Origin of the sequence: Gimesia alba (assembly GCF_007744675.1) — a bacterium.
GTDB classification, from domain to species: Bacteria; Planctomycetota; Planctomycetia; order Planctomycetales; family Planctomycetaceae; genus Gimesia; species Gimesia alba.
This window is the reverse complement of record NZ_CP036269.1, coordinates 2,436,097-2,459,481: the sequence shown is the minus strand read 5'-3', so window position 1 is coordinate 2,459,481 and position 23,385 is coordinate 2,436,097. Positions and strand designations below refer to the sequence as shown.

General features: G+C 50.7%; 21 protein-coding genes. 9 read left to right on the top strand and 12 right to left on the bottom strand.

The window, feature by feature from the left end:
- Positions 1–232: 232 nt before the first annotated feature.
- Genes Pan241w_RS09200 through Pan241w_RS09170 form a run of 7 tightly spaced genes read right to left on the bottom strand, consistent with a single transcriptional unit; the run spans position 233 to position 6,877 of the window.
- Positions 233–1,351: an SAM-dependent methyltransferase gene (locus tag Pan241w_RS09200; protein WP_232107394.1), complete on the bottom strand. Its 1,119-nt coding sequence runs from the start codon at positions 1,349–1,351 to the stop codon at positions 233–235.
- Positions 1,348–2,142 carry a DUF1295 domain-containing protein gene (locus Pan241w_RS09195; protein WP_145214140.1) on the bottom strand — a complete coding sequence of 265 codons (795 nt, stop codon included), beginning with the start codon at positions 2,140–2,142 and terminating at the stop codon, positions 1,348–1,350. The genes Pan241w_RS09200 and Pan241w_RS09195 overlap by 4 nt, the downstream gene beginning before the upstream one ends.
- Positions 2,139–3,449 carry an SAM-dependent methyltransferase gene (locus Pan241w_RS09190; protein ID WP_145214137.1) on the bottom strand — a complete coding sequence of 437 codons (1,311 nt, stop codon included), beginning with the start codon at positions 3,447–3,449 and terminating at the stop codon, positions 2,139–2,141. Before Pan241w_RS09190 ends, Pan241w_RS09195 begins: the two co-directional genes overlap by 4 nt.
- Entirely contained in the window at positions 3,449–4,186 is a 738-nt protein-coding gene (locus tag Pan241w_RS09185; RefSeq protein WP_198000425.1) for a DUF1365 domain-containing protein, read from the bottom strand. The genes Pan241w_RS09190 and Pan241w_RS09185 overlap by 1 nt, the downstream gene beginning before the upstream one ends.
- Positions 4,147–5,481 carry an NAD(P)/FAD-dependent oxidoreductase gene (locus Pan241w_RS09180; protein WP_145214131.1) on the bottom strand — a complete coding sequence of 445 codons (1,335 nt, stop codon included), beginning with the start codon at positions 5,479–5,481 and terminating at the stop codon, positions 4,147–4,149. The genes Pan241w_RS09185 and Pan241w_RS09180 overlap by 40 nt, the downstream gene beginning before the upstream one ends.
- Positions 5,478–5,888 carry a thiol-disulfide oxidoreductase DCC family protein gene (locus Pan241w_RS09175; protein WP_145214128.1) on the bottom strand — a complete coding sequence of 137 codons (411 nt, stop codon included), beginning with the start codon at positions 5,886–5,888 and terminating at the stop codon, positions 5,478–5,480. Before Pan241w_RS09175 ends, Pan241w_RS09180 begins: the two co-directional genes overlap by 4 nt.
- A gap of 41 nt (positions 5,889–5,929) precedes the next feature.
- A complete protein-coding gene (locus Pan241w_RS09170; protein ID WP_145214125.1) occupies positions 5,930–6,877 on the bottom strand; it encodes a sigma-70 family RNA polymerase sigma factor in 948 nt (315 codons plus the stop codon).
- Between the two features lie 247 nt (positions 6,878–7,124).
- Here Pan241w_RS09170 and Pan241w_RS09165 point away from each other — a divergent pair, with 247 nt between their 5' ends.
- A complete protein-coding gene (locus Pan241w_RS09165; RefSeq protein ID WP_145214122.1) occupies positions 7,125–8,006 on the top strand; it encodes a helix-turn-helix domain-containing protein in 882 nt (293 codons plus the stop codon).
- Positions 8,007–8,010: 4 nt separating this feature from the next.
- On the opposite strand, the gene Pan241w_RS09160 is transcribed toward Pan241w_RS09165, so the two are convergent.
- On the bottom strand, positions 8,011–9,822 hold the full coding sequence (locus Pan241w_RS09160) for an arylsulfatase (protein WP_145214119.1): 1,812 nt from the start codon (positions 9,820–9,822) through the stop codon (positions 8,011–8,013).
- 165 nt (positions 9,823–9,987) lie between these two features.
- Here Pan241w_RS09160 and Pan241w_RS09155 point away from each other — a divergent pair, with 165 nt between their 5' ends.
- Positions 9,988–10,440, top strand: coding sequence for a VOC family protein (locus tag Pan241w_RS09155; protein ID WP_145214116.1), 453 nt, complete (start codon positions 9,988–9,990; stop codon positions 10,438–10,440).
- Positions 10,441–10,493: 53 nt separating this feature from the next.
- Here the strand turns inward: Pan241w_RS09155 and Pan241w_RS09150 are convergent, their stop codons facing one another.
- A complete protein-coding gene (locus Pan241w_RS09150; RefSeq protein WP_145214114.1) occupies positions 10,494–10,859 on the bottom strand; it encodes a cupin domain-containing protein in 366 nt (121 codons plus the stop codon).
- A gap of 194 nt (positions 10,860–11,053) precedes the next feature.
- Here Pan241w_RS09150 and Pan241w_RS09145 point away from each other — a divergent pair, with 194 nt between their 5' ends.
- Complete coding sequence (locus Pan241w_RS09145) at positions 11,054–11,677, top strand: FMN-binding negative transcriptional regulator (RefSeq protein ID WP_145214111.1); 624 nt, start codon at positions 11,054–11,056, stop codon at positions 11,675–11,677.
- Positions 11,678–11,698: 21 nt separating this feature from the next.
- On the opposite strand, the gene rny is transcribed toward Pan241w_RS09145, so the two are convergent.
- Positions 11,699–13,246 carry a ribonuclease Y gene (rny, locus tag Pan241w_RS09140; RefSeq protein ID WP_145214108.1) on the bottom strand — a complete coding sequence of 516 codons (1,548 nt, stop codon included), beginning with the start codon at positions 13,244–13,246 and terminating at the stop codon, positions 11,699–11,701.
- A gap of 989 nt (positions 13,247–14,235) precedes the next feature.
- Here rny and tilS point away from each other — a divergent pair.
- From tilS to Pan241w_RS09110, 6 genes are all read left to right on the top strand, one after another.
- Positions 14,236–15,300: a tRNA lysidine(34) synthetase TilS gene (tilS, locus tag Pan241w_RS09135; protein WP_145214105.1), complete on the top strand. Its 1,065-nt coding sequence runs from the start codon at positions 14,236–14,238 to the stop codon at positions 15,298–15,300.
- Between the two features lie 281 nt (positions 15,301–15,581).
- The gene (locus tag Pan241w_RS09130) at positions 15,582–17,135 is read left to right on the top strand and encodes an MFS transporter (RefSeq protein WP_145214102.1); all 1,554 of its coding nucleotides are present in this window, start codon (positions 15,582–15,584) and stop codon (positions 17,133–17,135) included.
- Between the two features lie 308 nt (positions 17,136–17,443).
- Positions 17,444–18,673, top strand: a complete 1,230-nt coding sequence (locus tag Pan241w_RS09125) for a threonine synthase (RefSeq protein WP_145214099.1) — start codon at positions 17,444–17,446, stop codon at positions 18,671–18,673.
- Positions 18,674–18,715: 42 nt separating this feature from the next.
- Positions 18,716–19,666, top strand: a complete 951-nt coding sequence (locus Pan241w_RS09120) for a hydroxyacid dehydrogenase (protein ID WP_145214096.1) — start codon at positions 18,716–18,718, stop codon at positions 19,664–19,666.
- Between the two features lie 18 nt (positions 19,667–19,684).
- Positions 19,685–21,082 (top strand): MFS transporter, encoded by a 1,398-nt coding sequence (locus tag Pan241w_RS09115; protein ID WP_145214093.1) that lies wholly within the window; start codon positions 19,685–19,687, stop codon positions 21,080–21,082.
- Positions 21,083–21,156: 74 nt separating this feature from the next.
- The gene (locus tag Pan241w_RS09110) at positions 21,157–21,969 is read left to right on the top strand and encodes a sulfite exporter TauE/SafE family protein (RefSeq protein WP_145214090.1); all 813 of its coding nucleotides are present in this window, start codon (positions 21,157–21,159) and stop codon (positions 21,967–21,969) included.
- On the opposite strand, the gene Pan241w_RS09105 is transcribed toward Pan241w_RS09110, so the two are convergent.
- Both Pan241w_RS09105 and Pan241w_RS09100 read right to left on the bottom strand, forming a co-directional pair.
- The gene (locus tag Pan241w_RS09105; protein WP_145214087.1) at positions 21,966–22,661 is read right to left on the bottom strand and encodes a TIGR04282 family arsenosugar biosynthesis glycosyltransferase; all 696 of its coding nucleotides are present in this window, start codon (positions 22,659–22,661) and stop codon (positions 21,966–21,968) included. The two genes, Pan241w_RS09110 and Pan241w_RS09105, sit on opposite strands and share 4 nt — an antisense overlap.
- The gene (locus Pan241w_RS09100) at positions 22,625–23,368 is read right to left on the bottom strand and encodes a TIGR04283 family arsenosugar biosynthesis glycosyltransferase (RefSeq protein WP_145214085.1); all 744 of its coding nucleotides are present in this window, start codon (positions 23,366–23,368) and stop codon (positions 22,625–22,627) included. The genes Pan241w_RS09105 and Pan241w_RS09100 overlap by 37 nt, the downstream gene beginning before the upstream one ends.
- Positions 23,369–23,385: the final 17 nt, after the last annotated feature.

Below are 23,385 nucleotides of genomic sequence, written 5' to 3'. Positions count from 1 at the left end.
GTACAACGTTGGCACAACACCGCTATTCATCCTGCATCATTGAAAAATGCAGGAACATCAGCTTTACCATGTCACTGTGATTTTCCGTGCTGCTTTCGCTTTCGCAACACGGCAAAGAATGAGGAAGAACTCCCCACAGGAATTGACTTTGCTTAAACTCAAACCGAATCACAGAACGTGATCAATCGTAAACCGGTTCCAGGCACATGTCAATCCTCGATCAGGTCTACACTCAAACCGCGGAATACTTGTCACGCGGTGTTTGCAGCGATTTTGCGTTGCTGTCTGAGCTTTGGGAAGGGACCGGCTCCAGCAGGTAATGGGAGACATACCATTCCGAGCCATTCCGATAACCAAACAGTTCCGCAACCGCCAGAAAAAACAGCCGCCAGCGGATCAGCCAGCGCTTTGCCTGCTGTTCGCCGTAAGTCTGGGCGAGAATCGGTAGAATCTGGTCTCGTCTCTGATCAAGGTTTGCCAGCCAGGCTTCGGAAGTATGCTGGTAATGCCGACCATCCCAACGCCAGTGTTGCACTACCTGCATGTGCTCGTTGAACTGTGCCAGATAATCGTCGCCGGGCATAATGCCGCCGGTGAAGAAGTGGCGGGCCATCCAGTCATCGGCACTTTGATCACTGAATTCATAGACAAACTGACGATGACAGAAAATGTGGACGAATAATTTCCCATCGTCGGTCAGCCAGTTGGCGATGCGGTTGAGCAGACGTTGATAGTTCCGCATATGCTCAAACATTTCCACCGACATCACACGATCAAATTTCTGTGACGTCGCAAAGTCATTCATATCAGCGGTCATCACGGTGAGCCGGCTTGAAACTCCCCGCTTAGTTGCCTGTTGCTCGATAGCTGCGCGTTGCGATTGAGAATTCGAAACCGCTGTCACACGACAATGGGGATAATTCTCCAGAATCCAGAGCGACAACGATCCCCAGCCACAGCCCAGTTCCAGCACCTGCATTCCGTCTTCGAGCTGCGCATGCTGACAAGTCTCGCGCAGTGCCGCTGCTTCTGCATCGTCAAGCGTAGAGATATCTTCCGGCCAATAGCAACAACTGTATTTACGACGGCCCCCTAATACCAACTGGTAAAACTCCGCAGGCACTTCATAATGCTGTTCGTTCGCCTTTTCCGGCACCAGGGCAATCGGACTCGCTTTCGCCGCTTCGATAAAGGTTTGCATGTTCTTTCTGTTGGCTTGATCGCTGCCGGCATCCAGAGTCGCCAGACGTTTGCTGCACAGTCTGCGAATCGCTTGCCTTGTAATCCCATCGGGAATCCAGCCTCGCTCAACCAATTCAATCGCGGCATTCATCATCAAATCTGATTTCATACTGTCACCTGTTTCGTTTCAGGAGGCCAGGGAAAAAATGCATTCGTGGTTCGCTGATACTCTCGATAGGCATCCCCCCGACTTTTCAAAGCCTGCGCTTCAGTGGGAGGAATCCCTGTCACATTCAGAATGAAGTGCAACATCAGTAATGGCCCCAAAATCGTGAGCCAGCCCCAGGGAGCCGCCACCGCCAGTCCAACATAAGACCACCAGTGCAACCACTCAAAAAAGTAATTCGGATGCCGGGAGTAGTTCCACAGCCCCTCCTGACAAACGTGTCCCTTATTTTCTGTTTTGGCTCGAAACCGGGCGAGTTGCCGGTCAGCCATCAGTTCCCCCACGATCGCAACGATCCAGATCCCCATCCCCAGAAAATCAAACGCTCCCAGTGGAGCAGTCCCCTGTGCGGCGATCAGCATCGGCAGCGCGAACAACAGGCTGCCGATGGCCTGAAACTGATAAAACCAGAATAGTCTCGATTGTGCGGCGGTGCCCCATTTCTCTTTCAGAGTCTGATAGCGACCGTCTTCCGGCATGGTTAACACGCGCCAAAAGATGTAGCCGCTCAAACGGAGAGCCCAGGCCAGCCCCAGCACCGCCAGCACAATCCGTCGTGCCAAGTCACCATCAAGACTGCCCCAGACAAAAAACAGGGTCAGTAACCCCACGCCCATGCCCCAGGCCACATCCACAATGCCGGCGTCTCCCGTCTTCCGCTGTAACAGCCAGAGCAGCGCCATGACAAATGCCATAACAATCCAACCAAGGCCTACCATCAACCAGGGGTTCACGCCAGCACCTCCTGTTCCTGGGAGACAAATCGTTCAACAGCCTGCTTTTTGACGGGATCAAAACGGCACTCCGGCTTGGCAAACAGCATCTGAACCGTATTGCATTGACGCTCTTCAAAGGCCGCCTCGCAGTAGCTGAAATAGTAGTTCCACATGCGAATAAACGATTCGGAATAGCCCAATTCGCGAACCCGTTCCAGTTGATTTTGAAACTGCTGACGCCAGCAACGTAATGTCTGGGCATAATGCGGGGCGATGTCATCCAACTGCAGTAGTCTCAAGTCGGTCGCTCGGGTCGTCGACTGCAGAATGGCGGCTACGGACGGCAGACAACCGCCGGGAAAAATATAGCGTCGAATGAAATCCACACTGCGGAGATATTCTTCAAACCGCTGATCTTTGATCACGATACTCTGCAGAAACATCATCCCATCATCGCGCAACAACTGACTGCATTTTTCGAAATACGTTTCAAAATACTCAGCACCAACGGCTTCAATCATTTCGATCGAAACCAGCTTGTCATACTCTCCTTCCAGGTCACGATAGTCCGAAAGCAGCACCGTAATCTGATCGGAAAGCCCTGCTGCATGAACGCGTTCCACAGCCAGATCATATTGCTCTCGCGAAATGGTCGTCGTCGTGACTTGGCAGCCATAAAGCTCTGCCGCATAAATTGCCAGTCCGCCCCAGCCCGTACCGATCTCGAGTAAATGATCGCCGGGCTGCAGATTTAAACTGCGGCAGACCCGGTCCAGTTTGGCCAGCGAGGCGTCCTGCATAGTCGCGGATTCCTCTTCAAACACGCCGCTGGAATAGCACATCGTCTCATCAAGGAATAACCGATAGAAATCGTTCCCCAGATCATAGTGCGCATGAATATTGCGGGCAGCCCCTATGCGCGTATTACGCCGCAGCCAGTGACCGGCTCTGGCCGCCTTCTGCCGAAACCAGGCAAAACCGCGTTCAAATTGATCAGCAACTTCCAGATTCCGAATAAAAATCCGGACCAGTGAAGTCAAATCATCGGCGGACCAGTCTCCGTCTATCAAAGACTGAGCAATCCCCAGACCGCCCCCCAGCACGGCGCGACGATAAAACCGTGGATGCTGCACGATCACTTCAGCACGCAAGTCGGCATCGGCTTCACCAAAAGTGAACCGCTCAGTGCCGTCATGCAAAATCACCTGCCCCCGAACCAGTCGTTGTAATCGCTGATACAGCAACTTGCGGCAAACGGAGTTGATCATTCCGGGCTGTAAGTTTTGCTCCCTGTTCCTCAAATCGCTCTGTATCTCAAGTGCCATCAGTGTGTCCTCGAACTTGTACTTTCGTCAGAAGATTCAATCAGGCCGGGATGCGGATAAAAGGGAACGCGTTTGATCCACAATCGCAGTGCCTGCCAGTAAATCGCTGCAATAACGTACCAGGTCATCAGCGGATATCGCATTAAACAGCGCATCAGACTGGCGGTTGTGATTTCGCGTCGCTTCAGTTGCATCGTCACACTCAAAACGGTTTCCGCCTGCCGCTGATTCTCAATTTGGATAGTCAACGCCCGACCGGGTTCAGAAAACCGCCAGAAATATTCCAGATCCATCGGCATAAAAGGCGAAACGTGAAACTCCTTTTGCGTTGAATGTTTCTCTCCTTCGCCCATGAACTGATTTCTTCCTATCACATAACAGTGCTGCTCACCCCAGGGCGTGTTATTCACTTCAGCCACGATGGTTTCGACACGTTCATTGTTTCGATCAAAGCAAAAGTAAAATGAAACCGGATTCATCATGAAGCCAAAATACCGTAAATGAGTCAGCAACCGGATCGCCCCTTCCGGTCGGGGAAAACCCTGCTCCACGACCAGATCTCTGACTGCTTCCAATAACGATTTTTGAGGATCGCCCAGATGGTCTTTGCGTCGAAATTGCGCCAGAGCAATCCTGCGCGTGGACCAGCACCAACGTCTTTCAAACAGGCTCTCCAGTTCGTTCAGATCGAGATACATCAGGAAGATTCGGTTGAGGAAGCTGTGCTCAACCGGCATGAATCGTCTGTGTCTGACCCAACCTTCGTAGATCCCACTTTCCATGTTTCACCAGTCCCCCCTAATGCCTTGCAAACGGCCAATGCACTACTCACGCCATCTTCATGAAAGCCATTTCCCCAATACGCACCGCAAAACGAAGTCCGCCGTTGATTGATCACTTCCGAGTGACGTCGTTGAGCGGCGGCACGTCCGGTCGTAAAAATCGGATGTGCATATTTGATGCTGCGAATCACTTTGTCGGGATCAACACGATCCTCACCATTCAGCGTCACACAGAAGGTATTTTTCGACTGGATGCTCTGCAGCTGATTCATGTTGTACGTGACAGTTGCTTTTTGATTACTGCCACGGGGCATGAAATAATTCCAGCAGGCCCAGGCACGTTGACTCTGGGGAAGCACCGTTGTGTCGGTATGTAATTGCGCCACATTCGATTCATAAGGGAACGACGCAAGCAGTTCCCGCTCGACCGAATTTGCTTCCGTCCCCAGAATTCGGAGCGCCTGATCGCTGTGGCAGGCGAAAATCACATGATCGAATCGATCTGGCGCACTGCCGCGCGGCGTAAGTTCAACGTAATCCTCATGGCGTGTGACTGAGGTAATCGGGGTCTCAACACGAATCGATTCCCGAAAGCCGGCAGTGATCGCTTTGACGTACGTCTTCGATCCGCCACAAATCACTCTCCACTCAGGCCGATCCCGAATCGCCAGAATGCCATGATTCTGATAAAACTCTACAATAAAGCGAATCGGAAATTGCGCAAACGTTCCCAACGGACAAGACCAGATCGCCGATCCCATCGGCAAGAAATACTGGTCAATAAAGGCCCGCGAGTAGCGATGTCGTGCCAGATAGTCGCCCACCGTCTGTTCTTCATCGTTCGATTCCAAAATCTCCAGCGACTCGCGGTTGAACCGTAGAATATCACGCAGCAGCCGATAAAATCGTGGGCTGATCAGATTGCGCCGCTGGGCAAAGAAGCCGTTCAGATCGGCGCCGCGATATTCGAGGCCCGTTCGATCACACTTCATACTGAAACTCATCGCGGTCGGCTGTGATACCACGCCGAGTTCATTCAAAATCCGTGTGAAATTCGGATACGTCTGATAATTGAAGACAATAAATCCCGTATCGACGGCGTGCTGTTCACCGTCCAGATCGACATCAATCGTATTCGTATGCCCGCCAACATAGTGATTGGCTTCGAACAGTGTGATCTCGTGTTGTTGATGCAGAGAATAAGCGGCAGTCAATCCTGAGATGCCGCCGCCGATGATGGCGATTTTCATGTCCGCACCTCTTTTGACTGAGGAGACATCTCGCAAGCACCATTGCTATGACAACGGCCCGTTAATTTGAGTCTATTTTTCGCGAAGACGCGATAAGTCAGATCGAGAAAGTGAGAGATCCCAGGCAACCGAGTCGGCAAAACCAGCCACCGGCAACCAATGGCTGAATAAAGTCTGCGAAACACTTCAACCCCGGTCACCCAGGTTCCATCTGGCAGACGTGCATGAATTTCCTCCATCAGTTGATCCATGCTTTTGCCGTAGATCTTGATATCGAATTCTGGTTCGGATATGTCGGTGAATAAAATTCTGTGCCGACGATCCAGACGACGAATCATGCTGATTTCCTTTCTGCACAAAGGGCATGCACCATCGAAAAACACTTCCAGTTCAATCTGTTGATTCATCAAAGATTTCGTCTCCCTTGACCACCGTTCTAGAGTGGAATTCAACCAACCAGCTCATGGATCTGATCCAGCCTTGTTTCCTCAGCCATCTTGCGCAGTTTTGCCACGGCGCGCTGTTCTAACTGTCGCACCCGTTCTTTAGAGACTCCCAACTGATCTGCCAGTTTCTGGAACGTTTGCACTTTCGAGTCCCTTCCCAAGGCATAGCGAGCGCGAACGATCAGTTGCTCGCGCTGATCCAAACTTTCAATCTTCTGTTCGAGCAACTCAGACAATTCCAGCCAGGTTTGTTCGTCCATCTCAGGACGCTTTTCCTCGGTGACTTCTTCTAGTGGCTGTTCTTGTTTCGCTTGTGTGAATCGCGAATGTTCTTTTCTCTGGTCGGCAATTTTGCGATAGGCATAGTTCGTAATCGCACGGTAAGCATAGGTACTGAATCGAAAGCCCCTGTCATAATCAAATTTGTCAACCGCTTTCATCAGGGTCCAGATGCCATCGCTGAGCAAATCATCAAAAGTGACATGCGGTGTGACACATTTTTTGATGATCGAGACAACCAGTCGCATATTACTGCGAAAGATCTGATTCCGAACTCGGAGTGCTTCGTCTAATAACAGCTCGATCGTATCGAGATCCTGATCGCTGCAGGTTTCCGGATTCAACTGAGAACGCAAAACATTGGCTTTGTACTTGAGATAATTCATGCGGCGGAACAGAGCCTGTTCCTCATCAGCGCTAAGCACGTCACCTTCACACAGCCGCGCCAGATGGGCTGGCAACTGACGTGGATTCTTCAGCAATGGGGAGCTGTGCTTCATCTCCCTGGATGAACTGCCCGATCCAAGCTGAAACTCAATTTCGCCCTCAACGTCCCAATTCTTGAATGAAGGGTTCGAAATGAAATCGATCTCAGTCTGTAACAACCGCTCAGCACGACGTCTGGTCGCTTTTTCCTGCTGTGCCTCAAGTAAACATGAACATGCTATCATTACTCGTCACCCATAAAACAGAAAATGATTCGAAACGCACTGACCTATTTATATCACTCCCCCACCATCGAGACAACCCAAAATTCGTTCAAATCGTTCATTTTAAAATAACTAGCCATATCTTAATACACAGCAGTAACTTACAAAACAAAACCTTGTCATATTCTATTTTTAAAGCTAGAATCATGATATGTAAAAGTGAATAACCTCCCATTTAACGATCAAATCGTTCAGAAAAGACCACACTATGAACGAGTTTCTCACTCCCAAACAAGTTGCCCGTGCGATCCAGGCCAGTGAGTCGTCCGTCAAACGCTGGTGCGACAAAGGCATTATCCCCACCATTTATACCGCGGGGGGACACCGCCGCATCGCGCTCTCAGATCTCATTGAGTTCCTCAGATCGAGCAAACACGAACTCGTCCGCCCGGAAGTCTTAGGGCTCCCGGCGACAACCGGTCAGACGATCCGCGTCATCGACCGGGCTGCTGTGCAGATCACGGAAGCCCTTCTGCTGGGTGATGAAGAACAATGCCGTCAAATTGTATTGGACCTGTATCTAGCCGAGCACAGTATCAGTTCAATCTGCGACCTGGTCTTTGCAAAAGCGTTCGCCACAATTGGGAATCGCTGGCAGTGCGGTGATGCCGAGGTCTACCAGGAACGCCGCGGATGCGAACTGGCCTTGCGGGTCCTGCACGAATTACGCACTCTGATCCCCTCGCCTCCTGCTGATGCACCACTGGCAATCGGTGGCGCCGCTGAGGGAGATCAATACACCATGGCAACAACGATGGTCGAACTGGTGCTGCGTGATATCAAATGGAACGCCGTTTCACTGGGCGCGAATCTGCCCTTCGCAACGCTGGCCGCGGCCATTAAAGAACACCGCCCTAAGATGTTCTGGCTCAGTGTCAGTCATGTCCCTGATGAAACAGAATTCATTCGCGCGTATTCAGAACTCTATGATGAATTCGGATTGGACGTCGCCTTCGTGGTCGGCGGACGCGCGCTGCACGAATCAATTCGACAACAGATCCAATATGCCGCCTTCTGCGATAATATCCGACACCTGGAAGCGTTCGCACAAACACTGCTGAGTGCCACCGGAAAACAATCGGCGACCTAATCGTTCACTTCCGCTTCACGTAGACATAATACGCACCGCAAATCTCTTTGCCCTGTTCATCTTGCATGAAGGTCTTCAATTTCACGGGGCCACTTTCTAATGGGACACCAGTAAACGTAATCGACTGGCCAGTCGCATCCGGCTTCCCAATCGCTTCATATGTCCCGATCTGGACCTTGGCTTTCGCAATCGGCAGAGCAACACCCTTCCCAAACTGCCCATCGGAGACTTTGAGTGCCGGCGTTCCTGCGTTTAACTTCAAGCCGCTTTCTCGCGGCCAACGGCGCAGTTCCAGTTCATACATCCCAGGCTGATCCACGGTCAGATACCAGGTGCCGTTCTTCCTGACACCACGGCGGACCTGTCCCTGCTGGTCCACAAAGACATCCAGCCATTCACAGGCAGTCAACATCGCCGGGTTTTCCGACGTATGCCCAATCACCACGCGTTGTGGAACCGCGGCTGCCTCCTTCACACCGTCCCACCACTGGTTCAGATGACTTTGCATTTTTTTGACGACAGCGGGATGGGCATCCGCCACATTTTTCTGCTGCAAAGGATCCTGCTGGAGATCATACAGTTCGCGATTTTCGAGCCAGCGCCAATGCTTCCAGAGTACCGCGGCCCCTTCTTTCCGCGGGACCGACAGAAACATGTTCTTTTTATTTCCGGGGATCGGCATGCGACTGTAATTCACCACCAGCATCCGCTCGGGTAACACCTTCACCTGACCGCGAATTCGAGGCACCAGACTCATGCCGTCCAGTTTGGAATTTGACTGTGGTACATGGCAGAGTTCTGTCAGCGTCGGCAGCAAATCCTGCACGTGCGTTAAATCATCCAGATCACGGGCCGGTCCCAGTTTTCCTCCCGGCCAGCGAATAAAACAGGGCACGCGATGGCCGCCTTCCCAAAGCGTGACTTTTCTGCCCCGCATTCCCGCGTTGAAATAATCGGGGCCCATCGTACTTCCATTATCGGTCAGGAAAATGACGATCGTATTTTGTTCCAGCCCCGACTCCTTGAGAAACTGATCCAGCTTGCCGATATTTTCATCAATGTTGGCACACATCGCCAGATAACTGACCAATGCTTTGCGACGCGCCGGTTTCAAGTGCTTTACCACCTTCTCATTTTTCTGCATCGCCGCTTCGATGGGTCCCCGATACTGATTCGGCACAAAGTGCGGACCATGCGGTGCGTTCAAAGGGAGATAGGCAAAGAAAGGTTTTCCCTGTTTTTGAGACTGTATCCATTTTTGCGTTTCGCGAAAAAAGACATCGGTGCAATAGCCCTGATATTTTTCGCGTTGGCCGTTGTGTGTATAAGTATCTTCAAAATAATCGTTGTTCCAATAGTCGGGAACCGCATTGATGTGCGAGGAAGGAAACCAAAGCGTCTCTTCGAAGCCCCGGTCTTCAGGACGAAACGGATAATTATCGCCCAGATGCCATTTCCCGAAAATCCCGGTTCGATAGCCGCCCGCCTGAAACAGGTCTGCCATCGTCTTTACTTCCGGCCTTAATAAGGTCCGACCACTGCTGACGTTCATCGCCCCATTGCGAAACGAGTCCAGGCCCGTCATCAGTTGCCCCCGGGTCGGCGTACACATGGGCGCGACATGAAAATCGGTCAGCCGAATGCTTTGCTCTGCCAGTTGATCCAGGTGCGGCGTTTTCAGAATCGGATTCCCATGCCGGGAGAGTTCGCCGTAACCCTGGTCATCACTCATGATTAAGATGACGTTCGGCTGTTCGACGGCATAAACCAGATTGATCCATGAAAACAGAATAAAAGCACTGAGCGCGAATCTCATCAGACGATTCCTTCTGAATGTGTAGTCCAGACTTAGTTGCCTGGCTGTGAGAATATTTTTTTAAGATGTCGTTCAAATCTGAGACAACCCATTGTACAATTGCTAACCACTGGCCTCAATCACCATATTCTTAAGGATGGTCTCTTACAACGAAAGAACGCCCCCATGTCCCTACACCATATTCCGAAAGGTTATCACACGGTCACTCCTTATTTGCTGGTCGAAGGAGCTGAGGAAATGATTGAATTTCTGAAGACCGTATTCGATGCGACGCCTGAAATCATCTCATATCATGGGGATATCATCGGCCACGCCTGCATGAAGATCGGTGACTCAATGATCGAACTGGCGGATGCCTGTGAAGAATGGGGCAAGACGACCTCTTTCATTCACCTTTACGTCCCCGACGTAGATGCGACTTACCAGAAAGCAATGGCAGCGGGGGGCGTCAGCGTCACCGAGCCAGCCGACCAGTTTTATGGCGAACGTAGCTGTTCCGTCAAAGATCCCTTCGGGATTCAATGGCTCATCGCAACACAGATCGAAGAACTCTCAAATGAAGAGCTCTTGCGTCGGGCCGAAGAATTTAAACAACAACAGAAACAGCAACAACAATAAACCCAATCCAACCACCGGGACTAGTCGGAATCCTTTCTACAGTCCCGGCCTGTTTACGACTCCTCATCGGAAACCGGAATGTATTTATTATATAGTTCCGCGTAGTCTTCACGGACGGGGCTGAATACATCCAGGACCACGGCTGGTCCGTCGACGGCGATCGCCTGATGGGGTGTGTTGGGAGGAATAATAAACATCGCGCCCGCTTCAACCACTCGCACCTCATCTCCCATGGTCAGTTCCAGCTTGCCTTTCAGCAGCATGCCCCCCTGCTCGTGTGGATGATGGTGCATGGGAACGATGGCTCCCTCGTCCATTTCCAGATAGGATAACATCAGATTCTCGCCGTAAGGCGTGCGCATTTTACAACCGGGCAGAACTTCCAGCGGTTTAACAGAATCAATATCAATAAATGGCATGTTTGCAGAACTCCTGTATAAGAGACGTCTCGTCACTCAGAGTGAAAATACTCATTTCAAAGTAAAGAAATTGGATCGGAATTGAAAGCCCCATGAACCTTCAGAGAGCGAGACCTGTCTCATCTTTTTGAGTATTCTGATACTGTTGAAGACGAATCAATCCCCTGAACCCTTTAAACCGGACTGTGCAACCCATGTATGTTCCCTCCTCTTTTGCCGAAACAGACCAGAGTGTCCTGCATCAATTTATTGAGCAACACAGTTTTGCGACTCTCATCACGCACAGGGAAAGCGAACCCTTTGCCAGCCACCTGCCGCTCCTGCTGGATCGCGATTCAGGAAAACAGGGGCAACTTCTGGGGCATTTTGCCAAAGCCAATCCTCAAAGCAAAACGACGCCGCACGAGCAGGTATTGGCCATTTTTCATGGCCCCCACGCCTACATCTCTCCCACCTGGTATCAGGCTGCCAATACGGTGCCTACCTGGAATTATCAAGCCGTGCACGTTTACGGCCGGTATTCTGCGATTGACGATCCCAATGAATTAAAAGCCGTCATCGAACAAACAGTGACATTCTATGAAGCGCCTGCGAAAACTCCCTGGTCGATGCAAAATTCAGACCCGGATTTCATCGATCAACTCATGCAAGGCATTGTCGGCTTTAAAATTGAGATTGAACGCATCGAAGGCAAATTCAAGCTGAGCCAGAACCATCCCGTAGAGCGGCGGGAAAAAGTCATCAAGGTCTTAAAAGAACAACGCCACGATGACTCGCAAGCCATCGCGGCGCTGATGCAATCTCAGTTACCCCGCTGACGGGGAACTCTGTCTTTTTGATTAACGGGCATATTCGACCGTACGCGATTCCCGCATCACGGTGACGCGAATCTCACCCGGATAGGTCAACGTGTCTTCAATGGCTTTGGCGATATCCTTGCACATCTTTGCTGCTTCGCGGTCGTTCACCTGGTCGGCATCCACAATCACGCGGACTTCACGGCCTGCCTGAATTGCATAGGTATGATCGACGCCCGGAAAACCACAGACGAGTGTTTCCAGTTCTTCCAGACGACGCACGTATTTTTCCAACGTATCGCGGCGTGCGCCCGGACGCGATGCCGAACAAGCATCGGCGGCAGCAACCAGCACGGTATAAATATAGTCGGGTCGGATATCATCGTGATGGCCGGCGGCGGCGTGTACGACTTCCTGAGATTCGCCATAGCGTTTCAATAATTGTGCCCCGACAGCCGGGTGTCCGCCTTCCATTTCATGGTCGGCCGCTTTTCCAATGTCATGGAACAAGCCACAGCGGCGGGCGATCGTTCCATCCAGGCCCAGTTGCTCTGCCATAATCCCGGTCAACGCAGACACCTCAATTGAATGCCGTAACACATTCTGACTGTAGCTGGTTCGAAAATGGAGCCGTCCCAACAGGTCAATCAGTTTGGGATTCACGCCGGAAATATTCACTTCCTGGCAGGCGTTTTGGCCCATGGACTGAATATATTCTTCCAGTTCTTTCTGAGTTTCCTCGACCACTTCTTCAATGCGTGCCGGGTGAATTCGCCCATCGTTGACCAGCTTCTGCAGCGACATCTTTCCGATCTGGCGGCGAACATTGTCAAAGGCAGAGACCACCACCACTCCGGGAGTATCATCGACGATCACATCCACGCCGGTCGCTTTTTCGAACGCACGAATATTGCGCCCTTCGCGACCGATAATCCGACCTTTCATCTCCTCTTCGGGTAAATCAACGGTGGAAACGGTGGTTTCCGCGACGTGCCCCGAAGCAAACCGCTGCACCGCCATTCCGATGGTCTCGCGGGCAATTTTGTCGCAGCTTTGTTTCAGTTCATTCTGGTGCTTCAGGATGAGTGCCCCGGTCTCATTTTTCAGGTCTTTATCCAGACGGTCCAGCAGCATTTGAGATGCGGTTTCCCGATCGAGACCACTGATTTTAAACAACTCTTCCTGCTGTTTTTTCAGGGCCCGTTCCAGCTCCTGTTCTCGGGCTTCGACCGCTTTGGAACGGGAGGCCAGCTTGGACTGGGTCGTCTGAATCATCGCTTCTTTTTTGAGGAAGTCTGCCTGCTGATCTTCTAATGCGTTCTCACGTTTACTGAGCTTCTTTTCAACGGCCCACAGCTCTTCCCGCTGCTTATTGACTTCTTCTTCGAGCGATTCTCGACGTTTCAGTAACTCTTCTTTGGCTTCCAGTTTTTGACTTTTGAGCAGATTTTCCGAGTCGAGTTCCGCCTGTTTCAAAATCTGTGCATAAGACTGGTAAGCAGATCCGCGGCGAATGCGGTCAATGAAATAACCAATGACGGCTCCAACAATGAAGGCCAGAGCAGACCCAATAGCGACTTGAGTAAACATATTCCAGGTGCTTCCTATGCGCCTATGGTGAAAAGCCCCCTTCCTGTCAAATACCATTTGGCGTTGGTATTACAACAGAGACAAAATCGCACCTCCCTGTCCTCACCTGTTCCAGGCTCAAACCAGCTTAGTACGAATCATGTTGTCAGGAATTTCTTTTGATTGACAGGAGCGTCAGAGAGTTCCCAAATCGAATATGTCCGAAAGAAGAAATGAAATCTATTGACATACTTTAATTTTAAGCAATCCAGATCAAGATGATACACTTACAACAAACTATGGCCCGTGCTTATTTCAGCTTAACGACGTTTAAAGCACCGTCGGTCAGAGCGCACCTTGACTGGTACGCGCAACCGTAACTCGACCCCCAAATAAGACAACAGACGACGCACGATCTCGCTTTTCTGGGCCAGATGAGTCAATGACTCAGCATTCAGAATGTGAGCTCTCGTCAATTGAGAAGGCTCCCGCGAACGAAGCAGCGTCGGCAATACCCTCACCCATTTGGTGAGAAGAACATAAATTGCAAGAATTGTCTCATTGAGAATACCAAACATTGTTGATTCTCCAATTCAACCGAACCTGGGACTACTTAAGAAACTCGTAAATCACAGCCACTGATTTATTTCAAATCAAAATCAGTCTCTGCGACAATGCTCCCCATCAAGCTAAGAAATGCCCAAAGGAAACTTAAAAGTAAAAAAACAATGAAACTATTATGAAAAGCAAACTCCGCGACATCCAGCAAAAAACGATCAACATCTACTCATTCTTAATGATTGAATGCCCCTGGAAGGATGAGATGAAAATACGCGTAACTGAAATGACAGTGGAAACTTCTCGTAAAATTCCTTTTTTATGGTAACAAGACATTTCTGGTTTCGATAGTATATAGTTCGAAATATTGACCGAAAGTCAAATCTCAAACTGAAGCCATCTGCTCTGCACTTTTCGAAATCTTACCTACTTTTCAGAATTCCCATTTTCCGATGCATCAGTTTGTTCAAGCAGTGAAACAAGGTTTGCTCGAATGTCATCAGCGGATTGATGCGGAACAGACAACAGAAAAATACATTAGTTCACGTGCGAATCGCATTTTGATTGCGGTCTCAGGTGGGGCAGACAGCGTCGCTTTGATGCGAGCGTTAGACCAGCTCAACAAGTCCCATGCCGTGCAAACGGCTCCCGATTCTCTGGTGGTCGCCCATCTGAACCATGGCCTGCGAGGAGACGTTTCCGATGCGGATGCCGCCTGGCTCGGTCAGGAATGCGCGCGGCTTTCTATCCCTTTTGTGACGGAAAAGCAGGAGCTGCATCTGACAAGTAAAGAATCAAAAGAGGGCTTGGAAGAAGTCAGCCGCAAAGCGCGTTATAAGTTTTTGACCCGCGTCGCCCACGAACAAGAATGCACTCAAATTGCGGTTGCTCACACGCGAGACGATCAAGTCGAAACGGTATTACATCATTTGATCCGGGGAACGGGAATCGCCGGATTAAGAGGAATTCCCCGCATTCGCCCGCTTGAGCAAAGGCTGTTTCTGATCCGTCCGATGCTGGAACTCAGTCTCGATGACGTACTGCAGTATTTAAAGGACTGTGGTCAAGACTTTCGCACGGATGAATCCAACACCGACCTCAGCTTCACCCGCAATCGGATTCGGCATCAATTAATTCCCTTGTTAAAAAAAGAATTTAACCCCAATGTCGCACAGGCCGTCCATCGGCTCGCGCATCAGGCAGAGGAAGTCACCGCAATCGTCGCAGAACAAGTCGATCAAATTCTGGCTGACGCGACGTTAGATCAAAACCAGGAAACCTGGAGATTAGACTGTAAAGTCCTGCAGAACGTGCCTGACTATCTGATTCGACAATGTTTTCTGCAGATCTGGCAACGGATGAGCTGGTCCAGAAAACGAATGGGCTTTGATCACTGGCAGCGGCTGCTGATGCTGACCCATTCGGGACAGAAATTAAGTCTTCCTGATCAAGTCGAAGCCGAGCGGCGGGAACGATTGCTTATTTTACGCAAGTTAAAAAATGCCTCCAGTGAGTAAGTTGAGCGATTCTGACAAACATTCGTATTCCAACATATGTATTGTAGAAATCTTGATCGCGGTTGGTTAGAATCTGGCGTTGCTGATAAAAACATAACACGGTTTTCACTAAATCATGATTTTTTTGATGAAAGCCTGTCGTACGTTATTGTCGTGTGAGCAAGACCATTCGAAGCATCCATTCCTGATCTGCATTCGATCTTTTCGCTTCTGAATACTCAATTCTTGTAGTACACATTGCACTTATTTACTCGCCCTGTTCAATCAAAGAAGTTGCAGCTATGAATAACAACAAACCATTGTTTATTGCGAGCTTTATGACGCTCATCGCCGCCGGCGTGGGATTCGCAATTCGAGGAGGCATCCTGGCAGACTGGGGAGCCCAGTATGGGTTCACCAAATTCGACCTGGGTACGATTACCGGGGGAGGACTCGTCGGTTTTGGTATTGTGATTCTGCTGGCCAGTCTGATTACGGATAATGTTGGTTACAAACCGATTCTGCTGCTGGCGTTCATTCTGCATGTACTATCCGCATTGATTACGTTTGCAGCTACGCCGATTTTCCATTCGATGGGCAAAGATGCGACTTACTGGTGCCTGTATATCGGCATGTTTATGTTCGCCGTCGCCAACGGTCTCTGTGAAGCGGTGATCAACCCACTGGTCGCCACACTCTATCCCCAAAAGAAAACCCACTACCTGAATATTCTGCACGCTGGCTGGCCTGGCGGGTTGATTGTCGGCGGGATTGTGGCTGCCGTTTATGCCAACATGAAAGCCAGTGTTCCCGGTCTTCGCTGGGAATATCCCATGGCGGTCTTTTTGATTCCAACTCTGATCTACGGCTTCATTGTGATTAAGCAGAAGTTCCCACTTTCGGAAGCCAAGTCGGCTGGTGTCAGCTTTGGACAGATGCTGTTGACCTTTGCCAGCCCGCTATTGATCTTCTTACTCTTATTACAAGCTTGCGTCGGGTATGTCGAACTGGGCACGGACAGCTGGATCGCCAGCATTACTGACTCCATCCTCATTGGTCAGGGTCTGTATCTGTTTATCTATGCATCCTTAATCATGTTCGTCCTGCGTTTCTTTGCTGGTCCGATTGTTGAAAAAATCAATCCGCTGGGCCTGCTCTGCATGAGTGCCTGCTTCGGCGCTTTGGGATTATACATGATTGGAAGCTCTACCCAGGCTGCTATGGTCTGGCTCGCAGTCACCGTGTATGGTCTGGGAAAAACGTTCCTCTGGCCGACGATGCTGGGTGTGGTTGGCGAGCGGTTCCCCAAAGGGGGCGCGATTACCATGGGTGCCATGGGTGGTATCGGGATGCTCTCAGCAGGTCTGCTGGGTGGACCGGGAATCGGCTATAACCAGGATTACTACGCGACCCAAAAACTGGAACAGCTCTCTCCGGAAGCATATGAGCGGTATTCCGCCGATGACAAAAACGGTTTCCTGTTTTTCCCGGCGATCAAAGGTCTGAATGGTTCGAAAGTGAGTGTCCTCAATAACGACGGCAAAGACCTGGAAGAAACCGTAGAACAACTGAAGAAAGAGAATAAAACGGACGATTATATTTCGAGCCTGAATCAATGGTGGCAGGGTGCAGAGAAATTTGCCGCTGAAGACAAAGAGCCCGTTGACGAGGCCGGCATTTTTGGAGGTCGCATGGCGCTGAAGTGCACTGCTCTGGTTCCTCTCTTCATGGCCTTTGGATACTTTATCCTGGTTTTGTATTTCCGCTCCAAGGGGGGATATCAGGTTGAAGTGCTGCACGGCGAAGAACCGGTTGGTGAACACTATACCGGTGGTGTTGAAGGTCCGATTGAGTAATCATTGGAACTTCGGTTCGGATGAAATTTTCGAACGGCCACCTGAATCCGGGTGGCCGTTTTTTCTTTTTCCAAACGTAGTTTTAGATTGATCCTTCAGAATATTTTGATTCCTGCAGGCCAACGCCAGACATGAATCAGTGAACATCATTTTGAGATCTCAAAATCGCAATGAGACTCTCCCAGAAGCATTCAACAATGCCGATGGGTTGACATTTTGATCAATAGCTGGATAACAGAAAGATAATCTCTAAAAGATTTTAACATCTGAATTATTTTGATAAATCGTTAGATAACAGGTTTCTCCCCATGCTCGATTCGTTTCCGGAGTCTCAAACGTTTGTCACCCATCTCGAATGTGGGATGGAACATGACCATTATGCAGCAGATCAATTACACGGCCTTTCCAAGGCAGGCAAACCGCTGCTCGTCAAATATGATTTAAATGCGCTCGCCCAGGCAGTCTCGAAAGAAGAACTGGCAACCCGCCCGGCAACCCTCTGGCGGTATCGTGAATTTCTCCCCGTTCGCAAATCCGAAAATATTGTGAGCCTGGGTGAAATCCACACCCCTTTGATCCCGGTCCCCCGCCTGCAAGGCGGTAATGGGTCGGTCTGGATCAAAGACGAAGGACGGCTCCCCACCGGCTCCTTCAAAGCCCGCGGACTCTGTATGGCCGTTTCGATGGCTAAAGAACTCGGCGTCACCAAAGTCGCCATGCCGACCAATGGAAATGCGGGGGCCGCTCTGGCCGCTTATGGCACCCGGGCCGGCATGAAGTCGTTCATCTTCTGTCCCGACGATACTCCCGAAATCAATGTCCGTGAAATTGCCGCTCAGGGCGCCCATGTCTGGCGGGTCAACGGTCTGATCAATGACTGTGGCAAGATTGTCGCGCAAGGCAAAGAACCGGTCGGCTGGTTTGATTTTTCGACTCTCAAAGAACCGTACCGCATCGAAGGCAAAAAAACGATGGGGCTGGAACTGGCCGATCAGATGGGCTGGCAGGTACCAGACGTCATCTTTTATCCGACCGGCGGTGGAACCGGCCTGATCGGGATGTGGAAAGCCTTCAACGAACTCAAAGAGATCGGCTGGCTCAAAGGCAAGCTGCCCCGGATGGTCGCCGTCCAGGCAACCGGTTGTGCGCCAATGGTCAAAGCCTACGAAGAAGGCAAAGAACACGCCGAGCTATGGGAAGATGCACACACCGTCGCAGCAGGAATCCGGGTCCCCGTCGCCGTGGGTGATTTCCTGATTCTTAGAGCGGTAAGAGAAAGCGAAGGCTTCGCCACCGCCGTCAACGATGAGCAAATCACCGCCGCACTGGATGAAGCCTCTCAAAAAGAAGGCTTCCTGATGTGTCCGGAAGGCGCCGCCACTTATGCCGCGTATAAGCAGGAGCTCGAATCGGGACGTGTCAGCCCTGATGAAAGTGCAGTCCTGTTTAACTGTGCGACAGGACTGAAATACGAACTCCCCCCGGCTGATCAGGCAATCGACATCAATCAGCCCGTTGACTACTCTCTTTTTGTCTGAACAACAAAACCAAGGTAATCGCAAACAGCGGGAAGTGGTAATATGAGTGATATTCTGGTGACAGAGAACATTCAGGGAGCATCTATGATTCGTCTCATCGATGATCTCGATGTGGAATTTGATGCGTATCTGTGGCAGAACCGGGACTTGCTGAAACAGAAACTCCAGGATGCCAAAGCACTGATTGTCAGAAATCAGACGCAAGTCAATCAGGAACTCATTGACGCCGCGCCGCAGTTGCAAATCATTGCGCGGGCGGGCGTGGGCCTGGATAATGTCGACACAGACTATGCGCACGAAAAGGGGATCACGGTCTGCTTTACCCCCGATGCGAATTCTCTGTCTGTCGCTGAACTGACCATCGGCTTGATGCTGGCCTTGTTGAGAAAAATTCCCGAAGCACGGCAGGATACTCTGACGGGGGGTTGGAACCGTCTCAAATTCACAGGCTCTGAACTCAACGGCAAAACGTTTGGCCTGATTGGTATGGGCCGCATCGGTTCTCTAACGGCAACCCGCGCCCGGGCTTTTGGGATGAACATCATCGCTGCAGACCCTTACCTGGCTTCTGATGCCCCCGCACTCAAAGAATTAAACGGAAGACTCGTCTCACTGGATGAGTTGCTGGCCGAAGCTGATGTCGTCTCCTGCCATAGTCCGTTGACCCCCACGACCCGAAAGATGCTAACGTATCAGCATTTCAGCCAGATGAAGCCGGATGCCTGTTTTATTAATACATCACGGGGTGAAGTCGTTGACGAAAGCGGTCTGATTCAGGCACTCCTGGAACATAAACTGGCGGGTGCGGCACTGGATGTCAGAGAAACGGAACCTCCCGAGCAAAGCCCGCTGAACCAGATGGAAAACGTCATCTTAACGCCCCACATCGCCGCCTTTACTGTGGAAGCCCAGGAACGCGTGGTCGATTCCGTGTGCGAGGATGTGCGACTCGTGCTGAGCGGAAAACCGGCGATCAATGTTTTTAAACCTTAACGATAAAGTACCAGCCTGATGTCAAACGAACTGAAAGAAGATAAGTGGTATCACGGGATTTCCCGTTACCAGTGGCTTGTCCTGACGATTGCCTCCCTGGGCTGGGTATTCGACGTATTCGAGGGGCAGATCTTCGTCGCCAGTATGAATGAAGCGATGCCGTCTCTCGTCGCTCCTGACACAACCAAAGGGCAACAGGCACTTTATAATAATATTGCACTCGGCGCCTTCCTGATCGGTGGTGCTCTGGGCGGCATTGGCTTTGGCGCTTTAAGCGATCGGATTGGTCGTAAAAAAACGATGTCGCTGACCATTCTGTTCTACTCGTTTTTCACCTGTCTCTCTGCCTTCTCACAGGACTGGTGGCAACTGGCCGGCTTCCGCTTTCTCGTTGCACTCGGCGTCGGCGGCGAATGGGCGGTCGCCAGTACCCTGGTCGCGGAATCCTTCCCTCCAAAAGCCCGCGCCCGCGTCGGCAGTATTTTCCACGCTTCCAGTGTGTTGGGAACCTACCTCGCAATTCTGGCGGGGGCGTTTATCATTGGAAACGAAAGCATCCAGGAATATGCCAGAGAAGCAGGACACCCCAGTCTTCCCTGGCGGATTGGATTTGCATTAGGGGTCGTGCCCTCATTTCTGATCATCTGGATCCGCCGCTCCATGAAAGAGCCAGAGTCCTGGCAACACGCGCAAGAAGCTGCGAAAGAGGACAGCAGCCAGAAGATGGGAACCATCTCCGATTTACTCCTGCCAGAATTTATCAAGAGCACCTGTATTGGCGTTCTTCTGGCCGCGATTGGTTTGGCGACTTTCTGGGGCGTCCACATTTACGGCAAGAATGTCTTTTTGAATGCGGTCAAGTCAGACTATGTCGTCGAACATTTTCAGGACCAGCCTGACGTTCCCGCAGAAGAAAAAAAGGCCTATTTTGAAACGATCAACCCAACCTTGAAAAAATGGGAGATGCTGGGCATGTTTCTCGCCACGACAGGCGGCGGTCTCGGTCTGTTAGCCTTTGGACCGATCTGTGAATGGTTCGGGCGGCGTGGTGCGTTTTTTCTGTTCCATGTCGGAGGGCTAATCAGTTCAATACTATTGTTTCAGGTTCTGAGTAATACGATTGTCATTGGTTGTTTCCTGCCTGTATTCGGCTTTCTGACACTGGGAATGCACGCCGGTTATGCGATTTATTTCCCAGAACTGTACCCCACACGTCTGCGCGGAACCGGAACCGGGTTCTGTTTTAATGCAGGCCGTATTCTGGCGGCCCCGATTCTGTTTATTGGTGGCTGGATGCAGAAAGACTGGGGATATACAATGGCACAAACAGCAACGATATTGAGCATGCTGTATATCATTGGCGCGATTCTGCCTTACTTTGCCAAAGAAACCAAAGGCAGCGCCCTGATGGAATAATACCCTCCCCGCCGCGTTCACTCCCGCTTGCCAGAATCATGCACTTTGCATGACTCAATTTGACTTGTAAAAAAATGATGTTTTCTGACCCACAGTTGTGGTTATTCGTACTTTCTGTTGTATTCATTTCCGCGTTTATTCAGGGAATCATCGGCTTTGGTTATGCCATCGTCGCAATGGCTGTCCTGCCGCTGGTGCTCAATTTTCGCGAAGCAAATTTACTGGTCGCGTTCAGCATCGTACTCCCTGTGATCTGGATTTTCTGGGGCTACCGGAAGCAGTCTGATTTGAAACTTCTCTCCGGCGCGATTCTGGGATCTCTGGTGGGGCTCCCTCTAGGCCTGCTGACATTCACGCTGATTGACCTCGACTATCTGGTACGTGGTACGGGGCTGGTGATTCTTTTGATCGTCATCGACGGCTTTTTTCAGAAACCTCCCCAATTAGTCGAAGGCCCTCCGAAAGCCTCTTCCATCTGGAGCACCTTCGCCGGTTTTTGCAGCGGCTTTCTGGCCGGTTCCACCAGTATCGCCGGCCCCCCGATTGTCATTTACGCGATTCGACAGCCCTGGACGCAGGATCAATACAAAGGCTTCATTTTCGGATTCTTCATTCTGATCTCTGTTACGCGCATCATTGGATTGGCGTTGATGGGCTTCGCACAAACGCCGGAGCTGTTGACCTCCGCGATCATTGTCCCGTTTGTCTTCCTGGGAATGAAGCTGGGAACATTGGTCGGACCACGTATCAATCCCGTTGTGTTTAAACGCTGTCTGCTCTCGCTGCTTGCAGTCAGTTCGTTGTATATGGTGATCCAGGGAAGCTCTGAAGAATTACCGGCCCCTGAACTGGAAAAAACGATCGAACAGGATCGGAACGCACTCTAATCCCCCGGAAAGTTCTGCTGCCGAATCCACTCCCTGATCTGCCGTTGTTCGGGTAGCAATTTGTCATCATCGCTCTGCTCCTGGATGATTGTCTGCAGTTCCCGCACTGTATCAACATCAGTCAAAGCGGGAAGCCGCTGAATGTCCCCCTGCCCTTCCAGCTGCGCAAGCAATTTTTCCGCTGTGTTCGCAGCACTATAAGGCACATTAAGCCACGTTTCCTGAGACAGACAGATGGGAGTGCCAAATAAATAAAAGCCACCATCGTCGGCAGGCCCTAACACAAACTGACGTTGATCGGTCACATTTGTTAAGAGATCAACGGCGTCTGTTAAATACGTCACCGGAAGCTGGGGAGCATCTGCTCCCAGAAATATCACAAAGTCATGTTGTTCAGAGAGAACCCGATTCACGTGTGCCAGACGTGTTCCCAGATCGCCTGCGCCCTGAAAGAGAGTGGCGAATTGATGCCATAACGGATCTGTGAGCGCCGCTTCTTCCGCGACAGCCCAGTAAGGAGTCACCTGTTTTTGCTGCGCCACTTTCTGTACGACCGCCGCGACCGCAGCCGCGGAAAGACGATGAAACTGCTCCGCTTGCGCTTGACCAATCGTTTGTGCCAATCTGGTTTTCAAAGGTGAATACCCGGGAGTCTTCACGAAGATGACGATGGCGCCTTGCCTTGAAACCATGAACCAATACGTTCTTTTAACAAGAGAATAAACTGCGGGACTGCCTGACGGATCGTCAGCCAGAGATGTTTAACGGTCATTTTGAACCAGCCCTGCTGCTGGTATTTTCGGGCGCTGGTTTGGATTTCAGCCCCCGTACATTGTAAACGAATTCTTCCTCGCCTGGCTTTCCAGACCAGCAGATGGTCTTCGCCGTACGGAGCCGATTCATCGAAACAGCCCAGTTCATGAAACAGAGCACAGCTCAGACAGAGCCCCTGATCTCCAAAGGGAATCCCTAACACATGCGAACGAAAATAAACGCCCCACGTATTCAGCTGCATTAAGAAAAAACTTTGATCCTGAAATTTCAAGTTGAAATAATGTAATGCATTGGGATGCGATTTCAAAGATTGGATCAGCCGTTGAATCCCGGTTTCACTCAGACCTGAATCCGCATGCAAAAACAACAGGTGAGACCGAGACGCCTGAGCCGCACCATAATTCATCTGATGTGCTCTGCCAACCAAAGTCTGATACCAGTGGCTGCGTTCCTCAAGCTGAAATTGATGTATCAACTCCGAAAACTCAGCTGGTTGTTCACTATTTGAGACGAAAAGAAACTCTGACGAATCTGGAAACGAGGTCAAATCGGCAAGGAGCGTCTTCCAGCAATCGTCCCCGTACAACACTGGAATGATGACGGAAATCTGAGGTTCTGAATCCATTTGCCGTTATTAACCTC

What these genes read in the sequence shown, in the direction of transcription:
- Pan241w_RS09110 (WP_145214090.1), top strand. Translation starts at nt 21,157, where the DNA reads ATGATGTTTTCTGACCCACAGTTGTGGTTATTCGTACTTTCTGTTGTA.
- Pan241w_RS09170 (WP_145214125.1), bottom strand. Translation starts at nt 6,877, where the DNA reads ATGATAGCATGTTCATGTTTACTTGAGGCACAGCAGGAAAAAGCGACC.
- Pan241w_RS09130 (WP_145214102.1), top strand. Translation starts at nt 15,582, where the DNA reads ATGAATAACAACAAACCATTGTTTATTGCGAGCTTTATGACGCTCATC.
- Pan241w_RS09105 (WP_145214087.1), bottom strand. Translation starts at nt 22,661, where the DNA reads ATGGTTTCAAGGCAAGGCGCCATCGTCATCTTCGTGAAGACTCCCGGG.
- Pan241w_RS09175 (WP_145214128.1), bottom strand. Translation starts at nt 5,888, where the DNA reads ATGAATCAACAGATTGAACTGGAAGTGTTTTTCGATGGTGCATGCCCT.
- Pan241w_RS09115 (WP_145214093.1), top strand. Translation starts at nt 19,685, where the DNA reads ATGTCAAACGAACTGAAAGAAGATAAGTGGTATCACGGGATTTCCCGT.
- Pan241w_RS09100 (WP_145214085.1), bottom strand. Translation starts at nt 23,368, where the DNA reads ATGGATTCAGAACCTCAGATTTCCGTCATCATTCCAGTGTTGTACGGG.
- Pan241w_RS09190 (WP_145214137.1), bottom strand. Translation starts at nt 3,449, where the DNA reads ATGGCACTTGAGATACAGAGCGATTTGAGGAACAGGGAGCAAAACTTA.
- Pan241w_RS09200 (WP_232107394.1), bottom strand. Translation starts at nt 1,351, where the DNA reads ATGAAATCAGATTTGATGATGAATGCCGCGATTGAATTGGTTGAGCGA.
- tilS (WP_145214105.1), top strand. Translation starts at nt 14,236, where the DNA reads ATGCATCAGTTTGTTCAAGCAGTGAAACAAGGTTTGCTCGAATGTCAT.
- Pan241w_RS09125 (WP_145214099.1), top strand. Translation starts at nt 17,444, where the DNA reads ATGCTCGATTCGTTTCCGGAGTCTCAAACGTTTGTCACCCATCTCGAA.
- Pan241w_RS09120 (WP_145214096.1), top strand. Translation starts at nt 18,716, where the DNA reads ATGAGTGATATTCTGGTGACAGAGAACATTCAGGGAGCATCTATGATT.
- Pan241w_RS09185 (WP_198000425.1), bottom strand. Translation starts at nt 4,186, where the DNA reads ATGCCGGTTGAGCACAGCTTCCTCAACCGAATCTTCCTGATGTATCTC.
- Pan241w_RS09155 (WP_145214116.1), top strand. Translation starts at nt 9,988, where the DNA reads ATGTCCCTACACCATATTCCGAAAGGTTATCACACGGTCACTCCTTAT.
- Pan241w_RS09160 (WP_145214119.1), bottom strand. Translation starts at nt 9,822, where the DNA reads ATGAGATTCGCGCTCAGTGCTTTTATTCTGTTTTCATGGATCAATCTG.
- rny (WP_145214108.1), bottom strand. Translation starts at nt 13,246, where the DNA reads ATGTTTACTCAAGTCGCTATTGGGTCTGCTCTGGCCTTCATTGTTGGA.
- Pan241w_RS09150 (WP_145214114.1), bottom strand. Translation starts at nt 10,859, where the DNA reads ATGCCATTTATTGATATTGATTCTGTTAAACCGCTGGAAGTTCTGCCC.
- Pan241w_RS09180 (WP_145214131.1), bottom strand. Translation starts at nt 5,481, where the DNA reads ATGAAAATCGCCATCATCGGCGGCGGCATCTCAGGATTGACTGCCGCT.
- Pan241w_RS09165 (WP_145214122.1), top strand. Translation starts at nt 7,125, where the DNA reads ATGAACGAGTTTCTCACTCCCAAACAAGTTGCCCGTGCGATCCAGGCC.
- Pan241w_RS09145 (WP_145214111.1), top strand. Translation starts at nt 11,054, where the DNA reads ATGTATGTTCCCTCCTCTTTTGCCGAAACAGACCAGAGTGTCCTGCAT.